A 22,496-nucleotide genomic window follows, 5' to 3' on the forward strand; every position below is an offset into this window, starting at 1 on the left:
AAATCAGGCTGCGGCACGCAGGGGACGGGTCAGCGCCACGCCTTCGGCATCGAATAAATGGCAGTGGGCGGCGTCGAGGTGCAGGCTCAGTTGCTCGCCGTAACGGTTGGCCAGATCACCGCGCACGCGCATGGTCAGGGCTTCGCCGGCACTGGTGGTGACGTGGCAGAAGGTGTCGCTGCCCAAGCGTTCGCTGACGTCGGCGGTGACTTGCAGGGTGCAGTCGCCCGGTTGTGCCAGTTCCAGATGCTCCGGGCGAATGCCGAGGGTCACGGTGCTGCCGACGCTGAGGTTGGCGGCGTTGAACGGCAAGGTGACGCGGGTGCCGGCGTCCAGCGAGACTTCGCAGCTTTGCGCATCGACGCGGGCAATCTTGCCTTTGAGGAAGCCCATTTTCGGCGTGCCGAGGAACCCGGCGACAAACAGGTTGGCCGGTTGGTGATAGAGATCCAACGGCGAGCCGACCTGCTCGATCTTGCCGCCATTGAGTACCACGACTTTGTCGGCCATGGTCATCGCTTCCACCTGATCGTGGGTCACGTAAATCATCGTCGCTTGCAGGTCTTTGTGCAGACGCAGCAGTTCCAGGCGCATTTGCACGCGCAGGGCGGCGTCGAGGTTGGACAGCGGTTCGTCGAAGAGGAAGATTTTCGGATTGCGCACGATAGCGCGGCCAATCGCGACACGTTGACGCTGGCCGCCGGAGAGCTGTTTCGGTTTGCGCTCAAGCATCGGCCCGAGTTCGAGGATGCGCGCGGCTTCGCCGACTTTCTTCTCGACTTCGGCTTTCGGCACGCCGGCTAGATCGAGGGCGAACGACATGTTCTTTTTCACGGTCATGTGCGGGTACAGCGCGTAGGTCTGGAACACCATCGCCAGATCGCGCTTGGCCGGGCTGACTTCGGTGATGTCGCGGCCATCGAGTTCGATGGTGCCGCCGCTGACTTCTTCCAGCCCGGCGATCAGGCGCAGCAGGGTGGACTTGCCGCAACCGGACGGGCCGACGAAGACCACGAATTCCTTGTCGTTCACCTCAAGGTCGATGCCTTTGATGATGGAAAAACCTTCGAAGCCTTTTTGCAGATTCTTGATTTTCAGGTTGGCCATGATGATGGGCCTCCGCGTTGTTGTTTTTTTAAGATCAAAAGATCGCAGCCTGCGGCAGCTCCTACAGAGGGGGGGCTGCATGCTTTATGTAGGAGCTGCCGAAGGCTGCGATCTTTTGCTTTTCAATATTCATTTCACGGCGCCGAAGGAGAGGCCGCGCACCAGTTGTTTCTGGCTGATCCAGCCGAAGATCAGAATCGGCGCACAGGCCAGCGTCGACACCGCCGACAACTTGGCCCAGAACAAGCCTTCGGGGCTCGAGTACGAGGCGATCAACGCGGTCAGTGGCGCGGCTTTCGACGAGGTCAGGTTCAGCGACCAAAACGCTTCGTTCCAGCACAGAATCAGCGACAGCAACACAGTGGAGGCGAGGCCACCCTTGGCGATCGGCAGCAGCACACGCACCATTTCCTGCCATAACGTGGCGCCGTCGAGACGGGCGGCTTCGAGGATGTCTTTGGGGATGTCCTTGAAGTAGGTGTAAACCATCCAGACCACGATCGGCAGGTTGATCAGCGTGTAGATCACGATCAGTGCGATGCGCGTGTCGAGCAGGCCGAACGTTTTGGCCAACAGGTAAATCGGCATCAGCACGCCCACCGGCGGCAGCATTTTTGTCGAGAGCATCCACAGCAACGTGCCTTTGGTGCGCTGGGTTTCGTAGAACGCCATCGAGTACGCCGCCGGCACCGCGATCAACAGGCACAGCGCGGTGGCGCTAAAGGAAATCACCACCGAGTTCCAGGCGAAACTGAAGTAGTCGCTGCGTTCGTTGATGTGCAGGTAGTTCTCCAGCGTCGGCGTGAAGATGAACTGCGGCGGCGTCGCGAACGCGTCGATTTCGGTCTTGAAACTGGTCATCACCATCCAGAAGATCGGGAAGAAAATCACGATCGCGATGGCCCAGGCCAGGGTGCCGAGCAGCAGGCTTTGCAGCCGGCGGGATTGTTGAAGAGTCATGGCGGGCCTCAGGCTTTGTCAGTCAGGTTTTTGCCGATCATCCGCACCAGAATGATCGCGGCGATGTTGGCGATGACCACGGCAATCAAGCCGCCCGCCGAGGCCATACCGACGTCGAACTGCACCAGCGCCTGGTTGTAAATGAGGTAAGCGAGGTTGGTCGAGGCATAGCCGGGGCCGCCGTTGGTGGTGGTGAAAATCTCGGCGAACACCGACAGCAGGAAGATCGTTTCGATCATCACCACCACGGCAATCGGTCGTGCCAGATGCGGCAGGGTGAGGTGCCAGAAGATTGCGATCGGCCCGGCACCGTCGAGGCGCGCGGCTTCCTTTTGTTCCTGGTCAAGGGACTGCATGGCGGTCATCAGAATCAGGATCGCGAAGGGCAGCCACTGCCACGAGACAATGATGATGATCGACAGCAGCGGGTAGTGGGCGAGCCAGTCCACCGGTTGCGCGCCGAAGAGTTTCCAGATGTAGGCGAGGATCCCCGAGACCGGGTGGAAAATCAGGTTCTTCCAGATCAGCGCACCGACCGTGGGCATGATGAAGAATGGCGAAATCAGCATGACCCGCACGATGCCGCGACCGAGAAATTCGCTCGCTTCCAATAGCGCACTGATAAGCACGCCGAGCACCACGCTGATCAGCAACACACTGCCGACCAGCAACAAGGTGTTGGTCGCACCGGGCATGAACCCCGAATCCGTCAGGAAGTAAGTGAAATTCTCCAGCCCGACGAATTCGTTTTCACCAGGGTAAAGCAGGTTGTAGCGGATCAGCGAGAAGTAAATGGTCATGCCCAGCGGCACGATCATCCACAGCAGCAACAGGGCCACCGAAGGGCTGACCAGAAACCAGCCGGGATTGCGCACGCGCACTTTGCGCTGCGGCTGGGACAAGTCGATGTGGGCTTTGGCAGTTGAAGTATTCATGGCGATCACAACCGAGTCATACAGACCTATGGAGATCTAATGTAGGAGTGAGCCTGCTCGCGATGGCGGTTTTCCATCTAACACAGTCGGTGACTGATACACCGCTATCGCGAGCAGGCTCACTCCTACAAAAGGCAGGAGCGAACGGTGCGGGTTATTTTGGATAACCGGCGCGCTTCATCTCGCGTTCAGTGGATTGCTGCGCGGCAGCGAGGGCTTGATCCACCGTGGTCTGGCCGATCAGCGCTGCCGAGAACAGCTTGCCGACCTGGGTGCCCACTGCCTGGAACTCAGGAATGGTCACCAGTTGAATGCCGATGTACGGCACCGGTTTCAGCGTCGGTTTGCTCGGATCGACAGCCTTCAGCGATTCCAGCGTGATCTTGGCGAATGGCGCGGCGCTCATGTACGCATTGCTGTAGGTCGAGGCGCGAGTACCCGGTGGAACGTTGGCGATGCCATCGGTCTTGGCGACCAGATCGCCATACTCTTTGGACGTTGCCCAGGCGCTGAATTCTTTCGCGGCGTCTTTGGCTTTGGAACTGGTCGGAATCGCCAGTGCCCACGAATACAGCCACGCCGAGCCTTTATCAGTCACCTGATGCGGGGCGAAAGTGAAGCCGACGTGATCAGCCACTTTGCTTTGAGTCTTGTCGGTCACGAACGAGCCGGCGACGCTGGCATCAACCCAGATCGCGCACTTGCCGCTGTTGAACAGGGCGAGGTTTTCGTTGAAACCATTACTTGTAGCGCCCGGTGGGCCGGACTTCTTCATGGTGTCGACGTAGAAGTTCAGCGCGTTTTTCCATTCAGGGCCGTTGAATTCCGGCTGCCACTTCTCATCGAACCAGCGCGCGCCGTAAGCGTTGGCGACGGTGCTGATCAGCGCCATGTTCTCGCCCCAACCGGCCTTGCCGCGCAGGCAGATGCCGTACTGCTCTTTATCTTTGTTGGTGAGTTTTTCCGCGAAGCCGGCGATCTCTTCCCAGGTCGGCCGCTCCGGCATGGTCAGCCCGGCGTCCTTGAACAGGTCGGTGCGGTAATAGGTGATCGAGCTTTCGGCGTAGAACGGCAGGGCGTACAGCGAACCCTTGACCGACAAACCTTCACGCACCGACGGGAACACATCGTCGAGGGCGTAACTGGCCGGCAGATCTTTCATCGGCTCCAGCCAGCCTTTTGCGCCCCAGAGTGCAGCTTCGTACATGCCGATGGTGAGCACGTCGAACTGGCCGCCCTGGGTGGCGATGTCGGTGGTCAGGCGTTGACGCAAGACGTTTTCTTCGAGCACCACCCAATTGAGCTTGATGTCCGGATGCTCGGTCTCGAAGGTCTTCGAGAGCTTCTGCATGCGGATCATGTCGCTGTTGTTGACGGTGGCGATGGTCAGGGTCTGGGCGCCAAGGCTGACGCTGCTGAGGGTCATGCAGGTGAGGGCAAGCAGAGCTTTTGCAGTGGGTTGCATCGTGCACTCCTTTTCTGCACCCAGCGGGTGACAGAAGGACAGTTATTGTTTTTGTGTCTTCCGACTGCAGGAAGAATGTGCACTGATTACAGCCTTCAATGGCCGGGCTGACAAATCATCCCTAGCACTGGAATCGATACTTTTTTGCACTGGGGTTTGAAGGGGTAAACGCAGGGAAGGGGTTTTCAGCGGTGCGGGGCGATCGGATGTGTACAGGTTTGTATGGATTGTGTGGGAGCGGGCTTGCTCGCGAATGCGGTGGGTCAGTGCCATGTAGGTTGGCTGACACGACGCTTTCGCGAGCAAGCCCGCTCCCACAGGGGGGGAAAGCGTGTCAGCCGTGATTTTGCTCGGTCAGGCGCTGTACAGCCAGGCGGCGATAGTGCGACGGCGTCATGCCTTTGAGTTGTTGAAAACGCCGGTTGAAGTTGGAGATATTGTTGAACCCCGACTCGAAACACACCTCCGTCACCGGCTTATCGCCATCGGCCAACAGTTCGCAGGATTTGCTGATGCGCAGTCGATTGACGAATTCGATGAAATTACGCCCCGTCGCCTGTTTGAACACCCGGCTGAAGTAGGTCGGCTTCATGTTCAGATGCTCGGCGACTTCTTCCAGTGTTATCTCGCGGGCGTAATGCGTGAAGATATAATCGACCGCGCGGTTGGTGCGATCAATGTTGTGCTCGTCTGCCAGTTGCGGGGTCGTCGCGCCGGACAGCAACTGAAAGTCATCACTGGCTGCCAGCAGCTCCATCAGAATGAAAAAATGCCCGAGCCGCGTGATGCCTTTGGTGTCAGCGATTCGTTGCATCAATGTCATGGCTTGACGAATGGTGCGTTTGCAGCGGAATTCGATGCCGTACTGCGCACGCTCCAGCAACGGCGCCAGAGTTTTCAGCTCGGCGAAAATCTGATTGCCGCTTTCGAACAGATCGTCTGTGAAGTTGACCAGCATGTCGCGCTTCTCCACGACTTCATCCTCCGCGACCTGGCTGATCCAGTTGTGCGGCAGATTCGGGCCGGTGAGAAACAGCGTTTCCGGGTAAAAGTTACCGATGTAATCGCCAATGAACACCTTGCCGGAACTGGCAACGATCAGGTGCAGTTCGTATTCCTTGTGAAAATGCCAACGCACCAATGGGCAAGGGAAACCGTGCTGGCGGTAAATGATGGACAACCCGTTGTGGTCATCCATCAACTCGTAAGAGGGGTCGGTCACTCGGGCTGTTCGGGACATGGCTGGGCGCTTTTTTTGTTATCGCACGCCAATCATGCCCCTTTCTGCCCGGGTTCTACTACCCGTGTCATGGATTTGCCTGGATTCTGGAATGCAGTGCCTCGCCGTAGACCGCTTTCATGCTGGTGGCGCTCCAGCACAGGCGGACGATGTCTGACTCCTCGAAAAAATCAGTGCTGATGATGCTGCAACGGGTGACCCAGTCTCGCGTGGTGTCAAACCAGTCGTTGATGTGGTTCTTGATGCGCTGTGGGCCGCCGAGCACCGAATAGCTGGTGGCCGATAGCGACCAGAGTGACAGGGGATAGGGTGCGCCTTCCAGCGACGTGCGGATGTGGGTTTGCAGATCCGTGGTATCGGTGAAGCGTTTGCCGCTCCATTTGTGTTTGATCCGGAACCAGAAGTAGTCCTCGTCCAGCTCACGTTTGGCAGGTGCCGCCATGATGATGCGGCGTTGCGTGCTGTTGCGTTTCAATTGGGCAATGGTTAGCAGGCTGTCCGAGGGCGATATGGCGCGCGAGCCGAGGCGCGCCATAATCACGTCATTGAAGCGCTGGAAATCGAACGGCTTTTCAGCGTCGCCCAACTCATGAAAATCAAGCACGATGAATTCATCGCGATTCCGATCGAGGAACGTGGTGAGCGCCGTCATCAGTTCATCGAGGGTGCGACCGGATGAATAACCGTTGTGGTGGCAGTAGAACTGCGGCTGTTGCCAGTGAGCGGTGTAGCCGAGGCGAAGGTCAAACGCTCTCGCGCCATTGGCCAATTGCCAGGCGAAGGAATCGTTCTGGCAGGTTGTCCAGTTGCCGGATACGCTGTCGTAATCAGGGGCTTTGCGATCCATGCCGCTGTTATGTGTGCCGGGCCAGACGATATCGGTCAACCTCAGCCGCCCGATATCCAGTACGTTGCCCATCCAGGTGTTTTTGTCGAGTGCGCCTGTTGCAATGCTGTTCATGAGCCATCCTTGTCGTTCTTATCACACCATTCCATGGCGCAATACATTCATGATGCGGATGTGACGGTGTTGCACATCCGCTGTTTCCCGGTGGTTACCGGATTTCATGAACCAGCTTAGAGCCTGTCAGTACTTTTGCCAGTGTTTGAAATATCTGCACAAATATAGCGATTTAATATTAACGGGATGGCACTCAACGTCCCTTGAGCAGATTGACGACTCGGCAGAAGTTAACGATCTGTGATTCTTCAATGAAGTCGACATTAATGATGTTGCACTTTCGCGCCCAGTCACTTTTCTGCGGGTCAAACATTAAATCCAGATCTTTGTGTATGTCAACAGGGCCGCCCGTACCGCTGTAACAGGTGGCGGAAAGTGTCCAGTTATTGTAATTGCCAGGCGGATTACTCATCACGTCAGTGATGAAACTGCGTAGGTCACTGACATTCGAGGTGGACAGCCCAGACCATTTACTTTGCACCTCGTCATGAAACAGGCTGGCGTCGAGCTCGCTGTATCGAGGAGCGCAGACCAGCACACGTTGGAGCGGGCTGATTCTCTTCAGATCGCCTAGCGTGAGGTGTTTGTTTCGGGCAGGAATCATGCGTGGCTCCAACGCTTGCACGATCAGCCTGTTGAACAACGAGAAGTCAAACGCGCCTTTGCCATTTTTGAAGTTTTTGAAGTCGAGAATAATAAACTCGTCAGGATTGACGGACAGAAAGTCCCAGACATCTACGACGAGATTTTTCAACGTGCGCGACGACAGGTACTCGTTATGGTGAAAGCGGAATCGATCAAATCCCTCCTTGGCCCCGGCGTCGTAACACAAGCGCACATCCAGCGCCCGGGAACCGTGATTCAGCTGGCTGGCGAAAGACTGGTGCTGACAGACAAGCCAGTGTTTTCCCGGTATCAGTGCATAGGATGCTTGCCAGTCACAACCGGCGTTGTGAGTACCGGGTAGCGTCAACTCGCTAAGCGTGAGTCGATCAACTTCTCGTGTTGCAGTCATCCAGTTTTTGTTTGGGTAATTGTCCATGTGTTTGCGTCCCTGCATCGGTGGGTTATTTAAGTCGCACATTAACGCTGGTTGCATTAGTGCGAAAAGTGCAGGGTTTTTATAAGGCTTGGCGCAGGCTGTGCCAAGCATCGGAGTAATGCGAAGTGTGTGAATTGCGGCTATTTCGAGTTCTTTGCTTCAATCCACTGCGACATGTATTGAGTGCTCTTGTGCAAGTGATGGCGCAACATGCTGCCAGTGAAGTTGTTGGTTCTAAGTTGCGATAAGTTTTTTGTGCAATGCAGTAATTTGTTGATCAGCGCCGGGCCGTGCACGGAATGTTTATATCGATCCGCTAATAACACGTAGCCCGCCGATTGCGCCTTCTGCCAATGCGCCTCATCGTGGTATAGCCGAACCGCTTCCTCCGCCAGTGCTTGCGCCGAAACACTGACCGCCCCTGGCCACGAATGATCGCCGTGCATGGCTTCCGCTCCAATCGGCGTGGTTACGCTTGGCGTACCACAGAGCATTGCATCGACCAGTTTGCCCTTGATCCCGGCACCGAAACGCAGCGGCGCCAGGCATACGCGCGCCTCGGACATTACTTGCAACGCATCCTCTGCCCAGTTCATCACATGAAAGCCTTGTGCTGGATTGTGCAGCGCCGTGGCTTTCGGCGGCGTGTAGGCACCATAAAGGTGTAGTTGCGCCTTGGGCAATTGCGCGCGGATCAAGGGCCAGACGGTCGACTTCATCCAGAGCACCGCGTCCCAGTTGGGCGCGTGACGGAAGTTGCCAATGCTCAGGAAGTGTTCGCGATCATCGAAAGTCCGAGGCGTGGCAGTCGGCGGATCGATCATCAGCGGACACCAGTGCAGCAAATCTGCCGGCAAGCCGAACTGGTCTTGCAGCAACTGGATCTCCACTTCGGAGATCATCAGGTTGAGGTCGCAGCGATACAGCGCGGCGATTTCCCGTTTGGCCAGATCAGTGTTGGCCATCAGATCGAACTCTTCGCGCAGCGCCGGCGCGAACAGTTCGCTGAAGTCATTTTCGTCGGCGCTGGCCTTCAGGCGATCTTTAAGACGCTGATGACGAGCATGCCGCAAGCTTTGCAGATCGGAGGTCTCGAGTACGCGCAAGGCATCAGGGCAGTGCTTTTCAACACGCCAGCCGAACTGTTCTTCCATCATGAACTGGTCAAACAGGACGATATCCGGCGCGAGCTCAGTAATAAAGGTATCGAATGTGCTGCTGTTCAGCTCGATAGGCACTTCGCGAATGCCCAGTTCGGCCAGATCAGCCTTGTGCTCGCCAGGGCCGGCAGGGCTGCTGAACGTGATCTCCCAACCTTGCTGCAAAAACGTTTCAAGGATTTGCATGACGTGCCCACTGGCAGCCGAAGAGCGTGGTTCCGGCCAGACGTAGCCAATAACCAGGACTTTGGTGGGGTGGGGCTGGTGCATGCGGGTATTTCCTTGAGACGGGCTGTGGCCAAAAACGGGGCGCAATTAAACCACAGCCAGCCTGGGTCTTAGTTGTCCGGGTTGAGGACAGCCTTGACCTTGTCGCGCAGTTGATCGATTGAGAAAGGTTTGCCGATCACGTGCATGTCCGCCGGAACCTCGATGGTTTCGGCGTAGCCGCTGGCGAACAGGATCGGTAGGGCAGGGCGCAGTTTGCGCGCTTCAGTGGCCAGTTGCTTGCCGTCCATGCCGGGCAAACCAACGTCGGTCATCATCAGATCAATGTGCTGACCGCTATCCGCGAGTTTCTCCAGCGCCTGCTCGCTGCCGTCCGCCTCGAGCACACTGAATTCCAGTTCCTCCAACACATCGACGATGAGCATGCGCACGATGTCGTCGTCTTCTACGACAAGGATGGTGGCGGAGGTGGCGGGCATAATAAAGGCTCTCAAGGGGTGAATTCGGGGGCGCCGGTCGATCAAAAATGCCGGGCTCTTGCATGAGTAAGTGGCGCATAGCCACAAGTTCCCGAACGGATACAAAAAAGAATAGCGACAAGGATACCGGTTGGTCGCTGTGATAGCGCTGGCAAATGTAGAAAAATGCGCCAGAAACGATGAGAAAAATGGATCCATGCCGGGGTTTTGGGGCAAACTCTCGGGTTTTCAACAGTTCGACAAGGCTGCCCCATGTCCACTCCGTCTTCGGTTGATGAGCAACGGTTTCGCAAACTTCTGAGCCGCAACATCGGTCTGCCGCTGGGCGTCGGTGTGCTCAGTGCCGTGTTTTTCGTGTCGCTGATCACTTATTTGCTGTCGGTCATCCAGTGGGTGGAACACACCGACCGGGTGATCAATAACGCCAACGAAGCGGTGAAACTCACCGTTGACCTGGAAACCGGCATGCGCGGCTTCCTGCTCAGCGGTGACGAGCATTTCCTTGATCCGTACGAGACGGCCAAGCCGCGCATTGCCGTAGCGCTGAAAACCCTGACCGAACTGACCATCGACAACCCGGTGCAAACCGATCGTTTGCGCAGGCTGGAGGCCTTGCAGACCGAATGGGCCAATTACGCGCAATCGATGATCGATCTGCAGCGATCCAGCGGCGATTATCGGGGCGCGGTGAAGGCTGGGCGGGGCAAGCGCCTGACCGACGAAATCCGTAAGCAATTCGAAGACGTGATTGAAACCGAGCAAGTCCTGCGCACTACGCGTAATGAGGACGTGCGCCGTACGACGATCTGGAGCATCAGCCTGTACCTGCTGTTTATCGCCGGTATCAGTGGTTTGCTGGCCTACATTGGCCGTCGTGACCTGATGACGTTGTCGGGAAACTACAGCGCCAATCTCGCCGCACAACAGGCCAGCGCCGAACGTCTGGAGCAGCAGGCATGGCTGCGCAACGGTCAGACCGAACTGGCCGAGCAAGTGCTGGGGCAACTGACGCTCAATCTGCTGGGCCGCAACATTCTGCAGTTCTGCGCGCAATACCTCGGTACCGCCGTAGCCGCTCTTTATGTCCGTGAAGAACACGGCGGGCTCAAACGCGTGGCCACTTACGGCTTCTCCCGCGAGCAGGAAGAACAGGATCAATCGATTTACAGCGGCGAGGGCATAGTGGGCCAAGTGGCACAAACGTCGCGTCTGATCCGTCTTGATTCAGTGCCGGTCGACTATTTCAAAGTCAGCTCCGGGCTGGGTGAGGGTTTGCCGCACAGTGTGCTGGTGGTGCCGACCAGCGATGATGATCGGGTCAATGGTGTGATCGAACTCGGTTTCCTGCGCCCGCTCAATGACCGCGACATCGAATTACTGGAGTTGATCGCCGGCAACATTGGTACCTCCATCGAGGCCGCGCGTTACCGTCAGCGTTTGCAGGAAGTGCTGGCCGAGACCCAGCAGCTCAACGAAGAGTTGCAGGTGCAGCAGGAAGAGCTGAAAACCGCCAACGAAGAGCTGGAAGAACAATCGCGGATTCTCAAGGAATCCCAGGCGCATCTGGAAACCCAGCAAGTCGAGCTGGAGCAGACCAACGAGCAGCTCGCCGAGCAGGCGCAGACACTGGCCGAGCAGCGCGACGCCATGGATGAGAAGAACACCGCCCTCAATCAGGCGCAGGTACAGCTCGAAGAACGCGCCGAAGAGTTGCAGCGTTCAAGCAAATACAAATCCGAATTCCTCGCCAACATGTCCCACGAACTGCGCACGCCGCTGAACAGTTCGTTGATCCTGGCCAAACTGCTGGCGGAAAACCCGCAGGACAATCTCAGCGCCGAACAGGTGAAGTTTGCCGAGTCGATCTATTCGGCCGGCAACGATCTGCTCAACCTGATCAACGACATTCTGGATATTTCCAAGGTCGAGGCCGGCAAGCTTGAAGTGATCCCGGAGAACACCAGTGTTGCGCGTCTGGCCGATGGCCTGCGTGGCGTGTTCGAGCCGATGGCCAAAGACAAACAGCTGACCTTCACCGTCGATTTGCAGCCGGGCACGCCAGGCATGATGTTCACCGACCGGCAGCGTCTGGAGCAGGTGATCAAAAACCTGCTGTCCAACGCCGTCAAGTTCACCGAGAAAGGCGCGGTCAGCCTGACCATTGCCGGCCAGCCGAATGACCAGATCGCGTTTGTTGTGCGTGATTCGGGGATCGGCATCGCGGCGGATCAGCAGGAAAGCATTTTCGAAGCGTTCCGTCAGGCCGACGGCACCACTAACCGCAAGTACGGCGGCACCGGGTTGGGCCTGTCGATTTCCCGCGATCTCGCAACGTTGCTGGGCGGTTCGATCAGCGTCAGCAGTACGCCGGGGCAGGGCAGTGTGTTCACCCTGTTGCTGCCGCTGCAGTACAGCGAGTCGGGAGAAATCTCGACTGCACCTTTAACGTTTACGCCGCCAGCGCCGACCGCGCCTGTACCTTTGGCGCCGATCGTCTCGCCATTGGCCCCGGTTCACATTCCGCGTTTTGCCGATGACCGCGATAAAGCTCCGTTCGCCACACGCTGCATTCTGGTGGTGGAAGACGAACCGAATTTCGCCCATATCCTTTATGACCTGGCCCACGAGTTGGGCTATCAGTGCCTGGTTGCTCACGGCGCGGATGAAGGCTATGACCTGGCGAAAGAGTTTATTCCGGACGCCATCCTCCTCGACATGCGCCTGCCCGATCACTCCGGTCTCACCGTGTTGCAGCGTCTGAAAGAACGCGCCGAAACCCGCCACATCCCGGTGCACGTGATTTCGGTCGAAGACCGCGTTGAAGCCGCGATGCACATGGGCGCCATCGGCTATGCAGTCAAACCGACCACCCGCGAAGAGCTGAAAGACGTGTTCGCGCGTCTCGAAGCGAAGCTGACGCAAAAGGTCAAACGCGTGCTGTTGGTTGAAGACGACGATTTGCAGCGCGAAAGCATCGCGCGATTGATTGGCGACGAGGACATCGAAATCACCGCCGTCGGTCTGGCGCAAGACGCCCTGGAGCGGCTGCGCGAGACGGTTTACGACTGCATGATCATCGACTTGAAGCTGCCAGACATGCTTGGCAACGATCTGCTCAAACGCATGGCCACTGAGGACATCTGCTCGTTCCCGCCGGTCATCGTTTACACCGGGCGCAACCTGACCCGCGATGAAGAGGCCGATCTGCGCAAGTATTCGCGCTCGATCATCATCAAGGGTGCGCGTTCGCCTGAGCGTTTGCTCGACGAGGTCACACTCTTTCTGCACAAAGTCGAATCGCAGTTGTCCCATGAACGGCAGAAGATGCTCAAGACCGCGCGCAGCCGCGACAAGGTCTTCGAGGGTCGCAAGATCCTGCTGGTGGACGACGATGTGCGTAACATTTTCGCCCTGACCAGTGCTCTGGAAACAAAAGGCGCAGTCGTGGTGATCGGCCGTAATGGCCGCGAAGCGATTGAAAAACTGAATGAAGTCGAGGACATCGATCTGGTGTTGATGGACGTGATGATGCCGGAAATGGATGGTTTCGAAGCCACCATTGAAATCCGCAAGGATCCGCGCTGGCGCAAGCTGCCAATCATTGCAGTGACGGCCAAGGCCATGAAGGACGATCAGGAGCGCTGCCTGCAAGCGGGTTCCAACGATTATCTGGCCAAGCCCATTGACCTGGATCGCCTGTTCTCGCTGATTCGTGTGTGGTTACCGAAGATGGAACGTATTTAGTGGAAGGCAGCAGTCCAGCCGAACGAAACAGCGAAATCGAATTACGGTTGCTGATTGAGGCGATCTACCTCAAGTACAGCTACGATTTTCGCGATTATTCCGGCGCTTCGATCAAGCGCCGGGTGCAACACGCGTTGAGCCAGTTCGAGTGCGCGACCATTTCGGCGTTGCAGGAAAAGGTGCTGCACGATCCGACCGCGTTCATGCAGTTGCTGCAACTGCTGACGATCCCGGTCAGCGAAATGTTTCGTGATCCTTCGCACTTCCTCGCGATTCGCAAGGAAGTGGTGCCGTTGCTGCGCACCTATCCGTCGATCAAAATCTGGATCGCCGGCTGCAGCACGGGTGAGGAGGTCTATTCGATGGCGATACTGCTGCGCGAAGAAGGCCTGCTCGATCGCACGATCATTTACGCCACGGACATCAATCCGCGCTCGCTGGACAAGGCCAAGCAGGGCATTTTCTCGATGGAGAACGTCCGTGCCTATACCGCCAACTACCAGCAGGCCGGCGGTCAGCGTTCATTTGCCGAGTACTACACTGCCGCGTATGGCTACGCGATATTCGACAAAACGCTGTGCGAGAACGTGACGTTTGCCGACCACAGCCTGGCGACCGACAGCGTGTTCTCCGAAACCCAGCTGATTTCTTGCCGCAATGTGCTGATCTATTTCAACAAGAAGTTGCAGGATCGCGCCTTCGGGCTGTTCCATGAATCGCTGTGCCATCGTGGTTTTCTGGTGCTCGGCAGTAAAGAGACGCTGGATTTTTCCAGCTATGCCAATCAGTTCGAGCCGTTGGTCAAACAAGAACGGATTTACCGCAAAACATGAACGAGGCCGTGGCTTTACCTCGCGTCGAGGCGATTGTGGTCGGTGCTTCCGCCGGTGGCGTTGAGGCGTTGCTGAGCGTGCTCGGCCCACTGCGCAGCGGGTTTGTGCTGCCGATTATCGTTGTGCTGCACTTGCCCGAAGAGCGTCGCAGCCAATTGGCCGAAGTCTTCGCGCGGCGTCTGGACATGCCGGTGCACGAGGCGATCGACAAGCAGGACATTGCCGCCGGTACCGTGTATTTCGCCACACCGGGCTATCACCTGTCGGTGGAGCAGGATCGCAGCCTGTCGTTGAGCCTTGAGGATCGTGTGCATTACTCGCGGCCTTCGATTGATTACCTGTTCGAGTCCGCCGCTGATGCCTACGGCTCAAAGCTGGCCGCTGTATTGCTGACCGGCGCCAATCACGACGGTGCGCGCGGGCTGGCGCAAGTCAAACGTCGCGGAGGCCTGACCATTGTCCAGGATCCGCAAGAGGCGCAAGTCGCCACCATGCCTCAGGCTGCGCTGAACATTCAGCAGCCCGATCATGTCCTAACCCTAAACGGCATCGGCCGTCTGCTTGTCGAGCTGGAACGAATCGCATGCTGAGTAATATTCAAGCCAAATTGCTGATCGTCGACGATCTGCCGGAAAACCTGCTGGCGCTCGAAGCCTTGATCAAACGCGAAGACCGCACCGTCTACAAGGCGTTGTCGGCGGACGAAGCGTTGTCGTTGCTGCTGCAGCACGAATTCGCCATGGCCATCCTCGACGTGCAGATGCCGGGGATGAACGGCTTCGAACTCGCCGAGTTGATGCGCGGCACCGAGAAAACCAAGAACATCCCGATTATCTTCGTCAGCGCCGCCGGTCGTGAATTGAACTACGCGTTCAAGGGTTACGAGAGCGGCGCGGTCGACTTCCTGCACAAGCCGCTGGATATCCATGCGGTGAAAAGCAAGGTCAACGTTTTCGTCGATCTGTACCGCCAGAGCAAGGCGATGAAACAGCAGGTCGAAGCGCTGGAGCAGGCCCGTCGGGAGCAGGAAGCGCTGTTGCAACAGTTGCAGAGCACTCAGTCGGAGCTGGAGCAGGCGGTGCGGATGCGCGATGACTTCATGTCAATCGTCGCCCACGAAGTGCGTACGCCGCTCAATGGCCTGATACTCGAAACGCAGCTGCGCAAGATGCACCTGGCACGGGACAACGCGTCGGCGTTCACCCTCGACAAGATGCACGCCATGGTCGATCGCGACGAGCGGCAGATCAAAAGCCTGATCCGCTTGATCGAAGACATGCTTGATGTTTCGCGCATCCGCACCGGCAAGCTGTCGATTCGGCCGAACCGTTTCGATCTGGTGCAGTTAGTCAGCAATCTGTTGCAGAACTTTGCGCAACAGATCGACGCGGCGGAAACCGAAGTATCGTTCACGGCGCCAGAGCCGGTCGAAGGTCACTGGGACGAGTTCCGCATCGAGCAAGTGGTGTCGAACCTGATCACCAATGCCTTGCGTTACGGCGGTCGCAGCCCGGTCAAGGTGCGTGTTTACCGCGAAGGCGATGAGGCGCGCATCGAGGTCGAGGACAATGGCATCGGCATCAGCGCCGAGAATCAGAAGCGAATTTTCCAACAGTTCGAACGGGTGTCCGCCAAGACGGTAGTCGCCGGGCTCGGGCTGGGTCTGTTCATTTCCGAGCAGATCGTCGCCGCCCATGGCGGTTCAATCGTCGTCGAGAGTGAAATCAACGAGGGCGCCCTGTTTCGCGTTTGTCTGCCGATCGAGGAAAACGGCAAATCTGACGCAACCTCTGATTGACCGCACGGTCGTATCAGCAGCTATTGACCGAACAAAGGCTTCCCATGAGCGTAGATGCACAAGATGTAGTACTCGTCGTCGAGGACGAACCGGTTATCTTGATGGTCCTGACCGATTACCTGTCGGGCCAGGGTTACCGCGTGTTGCAAGCGGAAAGCGGCGAGCAGGCGTTCGAGATTCTGGCGAGCAAGCCGCATCTGGATGTCCTGATCACTGACTTCCGGCTGCCTGGCGGTATTTCCGGCGTGCAGATCGCCGAGCCAGCCGTCAAATTGCGACCGGATCTAAAAGTGATCTTCATCAGCGGTTACCCGCAGGAGATCCGCGAAACCGGCAGCCCGATCACGCGCAAGGCGCCGATTCTGGAAAAACCGTTTGATCTGGATGTCCTGCAGGAGAAAATTCAGGAGCTATTGGCCTGAAAACAGGGCGGTTGGTGGCGTACCTGTAATTTCTGACAGTTGACTTGACTGACGCCATTGCTCAATAACGACCTCGATATCCACGTCGGGGTCGTGCTCCATTCATCGAGAGACACCAGTGCTCAGTGCCATTGACCCTTGCGGTCGGTTGCTGCGCAAGGTCGCTTATCATCGGCGCGCTCCGACGGATCCGGCCGAGCCGCGCATTACCCATCAAATGTTTGACCCTGCCGGGCGTGTGACGCGAATACGTGATCCGCGCCTTTTCTTGATGGCGGGGCGTCATTCTGAAGTCGCCAGTCAGCGCATGCTGTACAGCCTCTCGGGTACCCCGTTGTTATCTGACAATAACGATGCCGGCTTCCGACTGAATTTGCTTGCCGAAGCCGGACACGCCGTCCATCACTGGGATCAGGAAGGTCACCAAAGGCGTCTGGTTTACGACGATTTTTTGCGTCCCGAGCAAATTTTTGATCAGGCTCATTCCGAGGCAGAGTGCCGTACCGTTTGGTTCACTTACGCGGATGCCAGTCCGGCATCTGCTGCCAGAAATTGTTGCGGCAAGGTGATTCGTCACGATGACGAGGCTGGAACGTTGCATTTCCGTGAATTTGGCGTGTCCGGAACAGTGCTTGAGCAGTCGCGGCGTTTTCTCAATTCACCGGAACGGCCTGACTGGCCAAGTGAAGAAAACGCACGGGATCTTTTGCTCGAACCGCAAAGCGCCACTTCGAAATCAGCGCTGAATGCTGTCGGCGAGCCGATTTTCCTTACGGATGCCAAGGGCAATGAGCAAATCCTGCGTCAGACGAAGGCCGGCGAGTTGTATGAAACCTGCTTGAAAATGGCGGGCTCGGGTAATCTGCTTACGCTGCTTCGCGATATCCAATACAACGCCGCCGGTCAAATCGAACAGCAGACCAACGCCAATGCTTTGGTGACCATCTGTTGTTACGAACCGGCGGACGGCAGCTTGATCATGCTGAGGACGCACGCTGCGAATACCACGCCCTTGCAGGATCTTCGTTACCTCTACGATCCTGTTGGTAACCCCGTCAGAATCACCGATGCAGCCTTAGGCGTTCAGTACTTTCGCAACCAGCGCGTCGCCGCTACCAGCACCTATGGGTATGACACCTTGGGTCAATTGATCAGCGCAACCGGGCGACAAAAAATCAGTGCTCTCGGTGGCCCTCAACTCCCTCAGTTTGTTTCACCGCCTGATGCGAACCAAATGGAAAACTACACACAGGATTTCCACTACGACGCGGGCGGCAACTTGCACACTTTGTTGCACCACGCCAACGGCGGTAGCCGAACCGAGCGTACCGCTGTGGCCGCACTTAATAATCGCAGCCTGCCTTTTGTAAATGATTTGCCACCGACTGAAGAGGTTATCGGTCAGGGCTACGACCGCAATGGCAACCTCAAGGCATTGCAACGTGGGCAAACGTTGTTTTGGGGGACGCAAAACCAATTGCGTCGAGTGGATCAGGTCATCCGGGAGGAGGCCGCGAATGATGCCGAAATCTATGTCTATGACGGTACCGGGCAGCGCGTACGAAAGATCCGTAGCACAGTGACGTCCAAGCGCACCCTGACTCATGAAACGCGTTATCTGCCTGGACTGGAAATCCGCACAAGCCCCAAAGAAACGCTGCACTTAATCAGTGTCCAGGCTGGACGTTGCCGAGTTCAGGTTTTGCATTGGGAGCAGGTACGAAGCGCAGACAATCCACCGGATCAATATCGCTACAACCTGTTGGATCATTTGAGTTCCAGCACTCTGGAACTGGACGGTGACGGAGGGCTGATCAGTCAGGAGAGCTATTACCCTTACGGCGCAACGGCGTGGTGGGCGGGAGCGAACAGAATACAGGCCAGCTATAGAACCCTTCGTTACTCAGGCCAGGAGCGTGACGCAACGGGGCTTTATTACTTTGGTCGGCGTTACTACATTCCCTGGCGACAACGTTGGGTCAGTGCGGATCCGGTGGGTATCGAGGATGGTTTGAATCTGTACGGCATGGTCGCGGGTAATCCTGTGAGGTATGTCGATTTGCAGGGACTGTCACGATGGGACACGGTGAAAGCGGCGGGATGGGCCGGGGCCGTGGACTTCGGCGCGAAACTGGTGGGATCCGGCATGAAGCTCCTCCTTGCCCAAGCGTTGACAAAATGGAATCCGGCAAGTCGTTTGCTGGTTGCTGTCGGGGCGGGGTCAGCAGTCATCAACGGAGCGATCGCAGGCGCTTCGTGGGTCAGTGCAAACCAATCTGAAGAAATCGGCAATCCGCGGCGGTATCTCGAGCGTACGGCGGGAGCGGTCGGTGGCGGGTTATTCACAGTTGCGCCAATTGTGCTGGAGGAAATTTTGAGCCCGGGAGCGAATATGGCGGCCATCACACAGATTACTAAGTTGTTCGGTAATGTCGGTTTTGAAGGTGTCGCTCAAATGGCCCCCAACGTACCGAACAACGCTTGGGCGGGCGTGCCTCCAGGCGCGGGAATCAAGGCTGAGATAGCGGCGGTAGTCATCACAAAAGGCGCCGCGAAGATTCTTGAAAATAAAGTGTTCGATGCTCCCGTTGGAACAGAGGTAAACCTGGTCCAGAATCTGCTTTACCCTGCGGTCACCAAAGGTGCTGCCGCTATGAGCATGAGTGTTGCGCGCAGTTTTTTTCCGGAAGACGCGCCCTATGCAGAGGCTCAGGACGGGGCGCCAGAGTTCTCGACAATAAAAGAAATCAGTAATGTGGCCGCTCGCGATTTCTTCGACGCTGGGCCTCGAATGATCAACCAGTTAGTGCAATCCACAGCCAATCCCGAGGCGGTGGGTGAGGGCGCGCTAACGGGCGTCTTGAGTTTTGGCGTCAGCTCCGCATTTCAGATTACGCGAAATGCCTACAAGCGAGACATGAAATCGGGCCTTGAAAAAATGTTGACGTCGCCGTCCGTGCTGAATAAAAAGCCGCCGCGAAGTTACGGGACTTTGACTCCTCGATGATTATCCTGGCTTTTTTTACCAGTTCTACCTGACAGTTCTGACAGTTGACGTGGACGATGTAACGGCGAATAAAGGATGCACAGATCTTCGTGCCTGCCACGTGTCACGCGGGCGAACCAAACCTGAGGGATGGCGAACATGGATCGTTGCACACCCGCACTCGCTGTGATCGACTCCAGCGGTATGGCCGTTCGCTCGGTTGCCTATTGCCGGCAATCGGAGACGGATGCGCCTCAGGCCCGTATCACCCAAAACATTTATGAACGGCAAACCCGTACCTGCCATAGCCGCGATCCCCGACTGTTTACGCTGTTTCAAAATGACTCCACGCAGCCTGCTAACCAGGCGACCTTGTCCAGCTTGTCCGGCACCTCGTTGCTGTCGGTCAACGCTGACGCCGGTTGGCGTCTGAGCCTGGCCGGCGCCAGCGGCCAAGCGCTGGAAAGTTGGGGGCAGAAGCTTAATCACCGCCGCGTGGCTTACGATGAGTTGCTGCGGCCAGCGTTCCTTTTTGAGCAGGAGGCGGGTGAGGAGATCCGGCGCAGCGAATGTTATGGCTGGGCCGACGCAAGCGCCGAATCCGCCCTGCACAACGTTAGCGGGCAACTGATTCGTCATGATGACGGGGCGGGTACAAGCTCTCTCGATGAGTGCAGTGTCTTCGGTTCGCCACTTGCGCAGACGCGGCGGTTTCTCGACGCGCTGGAATTGCCCGACTGGCCGGAAGATCCCGCCGGGCGCGACGTCCTGTTGGAAGTTGAACGCGCGACCACGCGTAACAGTTATAACGCGGCGGGTGAGCAGATTCGCCATATTGATGCGTTGGGCAATGAACAATTACTGCGTCAGACTCGGGCAGGGGAGCTATTCGAAACCTGTTTGAAGTTGTCTGGCGCTGGCGGTTATACCTCATTGGTGAGCGACATTCGCTACAGCGCCACTGGCCAGATCGAACAGCAAACCGCGGGAAACGGGGTGGTAACGCGCAGTGCTTTTGACGCTCAAAGTGGACAGATCATCAGTTTGATTGCGCAAGTTGCCAGCAAGCCGCCGCTACAGCAACTGACCTACGCCTATGATGCAGTGGGTAACCTTCTCAGCATCAGCGATGCTGCCCAGCCGATCCGCTATTTCCGTAATCAGCGTGTCGCTCCTCTCAATACCTACCGCTATAACACGCTTTATGAACTGATCGAGGCCAGTGGCCGGCAATGCGTCAACGCGTTGGGTGGGCCACAGTTGCCGGAGTTCATATCGCCCCCGGATTCCACTCAACTGGAAAACTATCAGCAGACGTTCGATTACGACGCCGGCGGCAATCTACTGACGCTGCAGCACATTGCTGACAGCGGTCAGCGCACAGAGCGCACCGCTGTCGCCGCCTATAGCAACCGCAGTTTGCCGTACACCGCGGCCGATGTGCGTCCGGGAGAGGGCGATATCGCCGCAGGGTACGACGGCAATGGCAATCTCAATGTCCTGCAAAAAGGTCAGAACCTGTTGTGGAACGGACGTGACCAGTTACGCCAGGTCGATCAAGTGATTCGCAATGCAGAACCCAACGACGCTGAGCGCTATATCTATGATGGCGGTGGTCAGCGTGTGCGAAAAATTCGCACGGCTTACAGCTCCCGCCGAACCCGTACCCATGAAACCCGCTACTTGTCCGGGGTGGAAATTCGTACAACGCCGGAAGAAATTTTGCACGTCATCAGCGTCGCGGCCGGGCGCTGCACCGTGCAGATTCTGCATTGGGAAAAAGGTCGACCGGTGGACATTCCCGACGATCAAGTTCGCTACACCCTGACGAATCATCTCAACTCCAACAGTCTGGAGCTTGATGCCGACGCTCGGCTTATCAGCCAGGAAAGTTACTATCCTTACGGCGGTACTGCCTGGTACGCCGGGCGCGACAAAGTCGAGGCGAGTTACCGGACGGTGCGTTATTCCGGACAGGAGCGGGATGCAACCGGACTGTATTACTACGGGTTTCGCTATTACATGCCGTGGCGCCAGCGTTGGCTAAGTGTGGATCCGGGAGGTACGCACGACGGGTTGAATCTGTACCGGATGGTGGGGAGCAACCCCATAGGGTTCGTTGATACAAAGGGCCTTAAAAGGACTGAGGTTACGGCAACGGAGGCTACAAAGGCTGTCACAGCAGGAATGCTGCGTGGCGGCGTCAAAGGGGCGGCCGGGTTTGGTGCAAAAACGGTAGTGAAAATGGGCCTTAACGCTACGTTGGGGGAGGCCGCCAGATACCCTTTGATTGCCAAGACAAGCCTCTCAATGGGCTATTCGTCTGCCGCAGCATTCGCACATGTGCTGGATGAGCGTGGTACGACTGGTTTCAGTAAATACTGGAAAGTCGCTGCAATGGGTTCTGCTGGACTTATCATCGGTGGTTTGTCTGGCGCACTGGCTGGCGACCCGGTGGACAGCCTGGGTGACGTCACAAAAGATCTCGCTGTCGCATTCACGGGTAGAGGCATTTCTCGCTTCGGCCCATCTGTCCCGTACGATGCAAACGCTACCTTAGGATCACAAGCCTTCAATATTGTCGCTGACCTCACTGTCAATGCGGCGGAGGGAGCCTGGTTAGGGCCTCTATCAAAAGCAGCGGGTGTTGAAGGGTTTTGGAGATCGGTTGGCAACGGTGTAATCAAAAGTGCCACAGGTGATCTTATTCGTTCTCTGCCGGTCGTCCCGGCAAGCTACAACGAAAGTCGGCACTTCGACCCATTGAAGTTGCCGAGTGCCAAAGAGATTGCGCAAACCGTTTTTCACGATACGGCGATGACCCACTCCTACAATGTCATCAATACCGGGGTGGGCATTATTACCCAGCATTTAGCGGGTGACGGCAACTCGATCGCACGTGCTGCGTGGGATAATCTTCAGCTCGGCAATCAGGCCGACGCTCTCGCCGGTGAAATAGTGCTGTCTGGGGCTGGCTGGAATGACATCAATCCTATTCCCAACGAAACAACTCCGGGCACCAGCACAGAAGCCAATTTGCAAGCTGCAGAAGACAAACGAAATAAGAAAGCGCGAATCAAAAACTACGGCAGAAGCGACCCTTTTAGTTCGCAGCGCTTAAGCACTTCTGTGTGAC

The 22,496-nt window shown here is 57.0% G+C and carries 16 protein-coding genes; 7 read left to right on the forward strand and 9 right to left on the reverse strand.

Translation table 11 applies throughout. From position 1 onward, the window contains the following. Positions 1 to 3: 3 nt before the first annotated feature. The 9 genes from ACP3TY_RS10935 to ACP3TY_RS10975 all read right to left on the reverse strand — a co-directional run bounded on the left by ACP3TY_RS10935 (position 4) and on the right by ACP3TY_RS10975 (position 9,577). A complete protein-coding gene (locus ACP3TY_RS10935; RefSeq protein WP_426619952.1) occupies positions 4 to 1,107 on the reverse strand; it encodes an ABC transporter ATP-binding protein in 1,104 nt (367 codons plus the stop codon). A gap of 129 nt (positions 1,108 to 1,236) precedes the next feature. Then, positions 1,237 to 2,067, reverse strand: a complete 831-nt coding sequence (locus ACP3TY_RS10940; protein ID WP_159811330.1) for a carbohydrate ABC transporter permease — start codon at positions 2,065 to 2,067, stop codon at positions 1,237 to 1,239. 8 nt (positions 2,068 to 2,075) lie between these two features. Continuing rightward, positions 2,076 to 3,002, reverse strand: a complete 927-nt coding sequence (locus ACP3TY_RS10945; RefSeq protein ID WP_053119886.1) for a carbohydrate ABC transporter permease — start codon at positions 3,000 to 3,002, stop codon at positions 2,076 to 2,078. Positions 3,003 to 3,156: 154 nt separating this feature from the next. Continuing rightward, the gene (locus ACP3TY_RS10950) at positions 3,157 to 4,467 is read right to left on the reverse strand and encodes an ABC transporter substrate-binding protein (RefSeq protein WP_426619953.1); all 1,311 of its coding nucleotides are present in this window, start codon (positions 4,465 to 4,467) and stop codon (positions 3,157 to 3,159) included. 334 nt (positions 4,468 to 4,801) lie between these two features. Next, entirely contained in the window at positions 4,802 to 5,707 is a 906-nt protein-coding gene (locus ACP3TY_RS10955) for an AraC family transcriptional regulator (RefSeq protein ID WP_159811328.1), read from the reverse strand. 67 nt (positions 5,708 to 5,774) lie between these two features. Next, positions 5,775 to 6,668 carry a phospholipase gene (locus tag ACP3TY_RS10960; protein ID WP_426619954.1) on the reverse strand — a complete coding sequence of 298 codons (894 nt, stop codon included), beginning with the start codon at positions 6,666 to 6,668 and terminating at the stop codon, positions 5,775 to 5,777. Between the two features lie 193 nt (positions 6,669 to 6,861). Next, positions 6,862 to 7,710, reverse strand: a complete 849-nt coding sequence (locus ACP3TY_RS10965) for a phospholipase (RefSeq protein WP_426619955.1) — start codon at positions 7,708 to 7,710, stop codon at positions 6,862 to 6,864. A gap of 140 nt (positions 7,711 to 7,850) precedes the next feature. Further along, positions 7,851 to 9,140, reverse strand: coding sequence for a glycosyltransferase (locus tag ACP3TY_RS10970; protein ID WP_426619956.1), 1,290 nt, complete (start codon positions 9,138 to 9,140; stop codon positions 7,851 to 7,853). A 68-nt stretch (positions 9,141 to 9,208) separates the two neighbouring features. After that, the gene (locus ACP3TY_RS10975) at positions 9,209 to 9,577 is read right to left on the reverse strand and encodes a response regulator (RefSeq protein WP_426619957.1); all 369 of its coding nucleotides are present in this window, start codon (positions 9,575 to 9,577) and stop codon (positions 9,209 to 9,211) included. Between the two features lie 252 nt (positions 9,578 to 9,829). Between ACP3TY_RS10975 and ACP3TY_RS10980 the strand changes: the two genes are divergently transcribed. From ACP3TY_RS10980 to ACP3TY_RS11010, 7 genes are all read left to right on the forward strand, one after another. Beyond that, a complete protein-coding gene (locus ACP3TY_RS10980) occupies positions 9,830 to 13,321 on the forward strand; it encodes a response regulator (RefSeq protein WP_401237764.1) in 3,492 nt (1,163 codons plus the stop codon). Beyond that, a complete protein-coding gene (locus tag ACP3TY_RS10985) occupies positions 13,321 to 14,154 on the forward strand; it encodes a CheR family methyltransferase (RefSeq protein WP_053119903.1) in 834 nt (277 codons plus the stop codon). The genes ACP3TY_RS10980 and ACP3TY_RS10985 overlap by 1 nt, the downstream gene beginning before the upstream one ends. Then, positions 14,151 to 14,744: a chemotaxis protein CheB gene (locus ACP3TY_RS10990; RefSeq protein ID WP_053119905.1), complete on the forward strand. Its 594-nt coding sequence runs from the start codon at positions 14,151 to 14,153 to the stop codon at positions 14,742 to 14,744. Before ACP3TY_RS10985 ends, ACP3TY_RS10990 begins: the two co-directional genes overlap by 4 nt. Beyond that, positions 14,738 to 15,952, forward strand: a complete 1,215-nt coding sequence (locus tag ACP3TY_RS10995; RefSeq protein ID WP_159811323.1) for a hybrid sensor histidine kinase/response regulator — start codon at positions 14,738 to 14,740, stop codon at positions 15,950 to 15,952. Before ACP3TY_RS10990 ends, ACP3TY_RS10995 begins: the two co-directional genes overlap by 7 nt. Before the next feature lie 44 nt (positions 15,953 to 15,996). After that, positions 15,997 to 16,374, forward strand: a complete 378-nt coding sequence (locus ACP3TY_RS11000; RefSeq protein ID WP_053119909.1) for a response regulator — start codon at positions 15,997 to 15,999, stop codon at positions 16,372 to 16,374. Positions 16,375 to 16,492: 118 nt separating this feature from the next. Then, positions 16,493 to 19,381, forward strand: a complete 2,889-nt coding sequence (locus ACP3TY_RS11005; protein ID WP_426619958.1) for an RHS repeat-associated core domain-containing protein — start codon at positions 16,493 to 16,495, stop codon at positions 19,379 to 19,381. 138 nt (positions 19,382 to 19,519) lie between these two features. Continuing rightward, positions 19,520 to 22,495, forward strand: a complete 2,976-nt coding sequence (locus tag ACP3TY_RS11010; protein WP_426619959.1) for an RHS repeat-associated core domain-containing protein — start codon at positions 19,520 to 19,522, stop codon at positions 22,493 to 22,495. The last annotated feature ends 1 nt before the right edge of the window (position 22,496 follow it).

It is taken from the genome of Pseudomonas rustica (assembly GCF_049959085.1).
In the GTDB taxonomy this organism is placed as follows: domain Bacteria; phylum Pseudomonadota; class Gammaproteobacteria; order Pseudomonadales; family Pseudomonadaceae; genus Aquipseudomonas; species Aquipseudomonas rustica.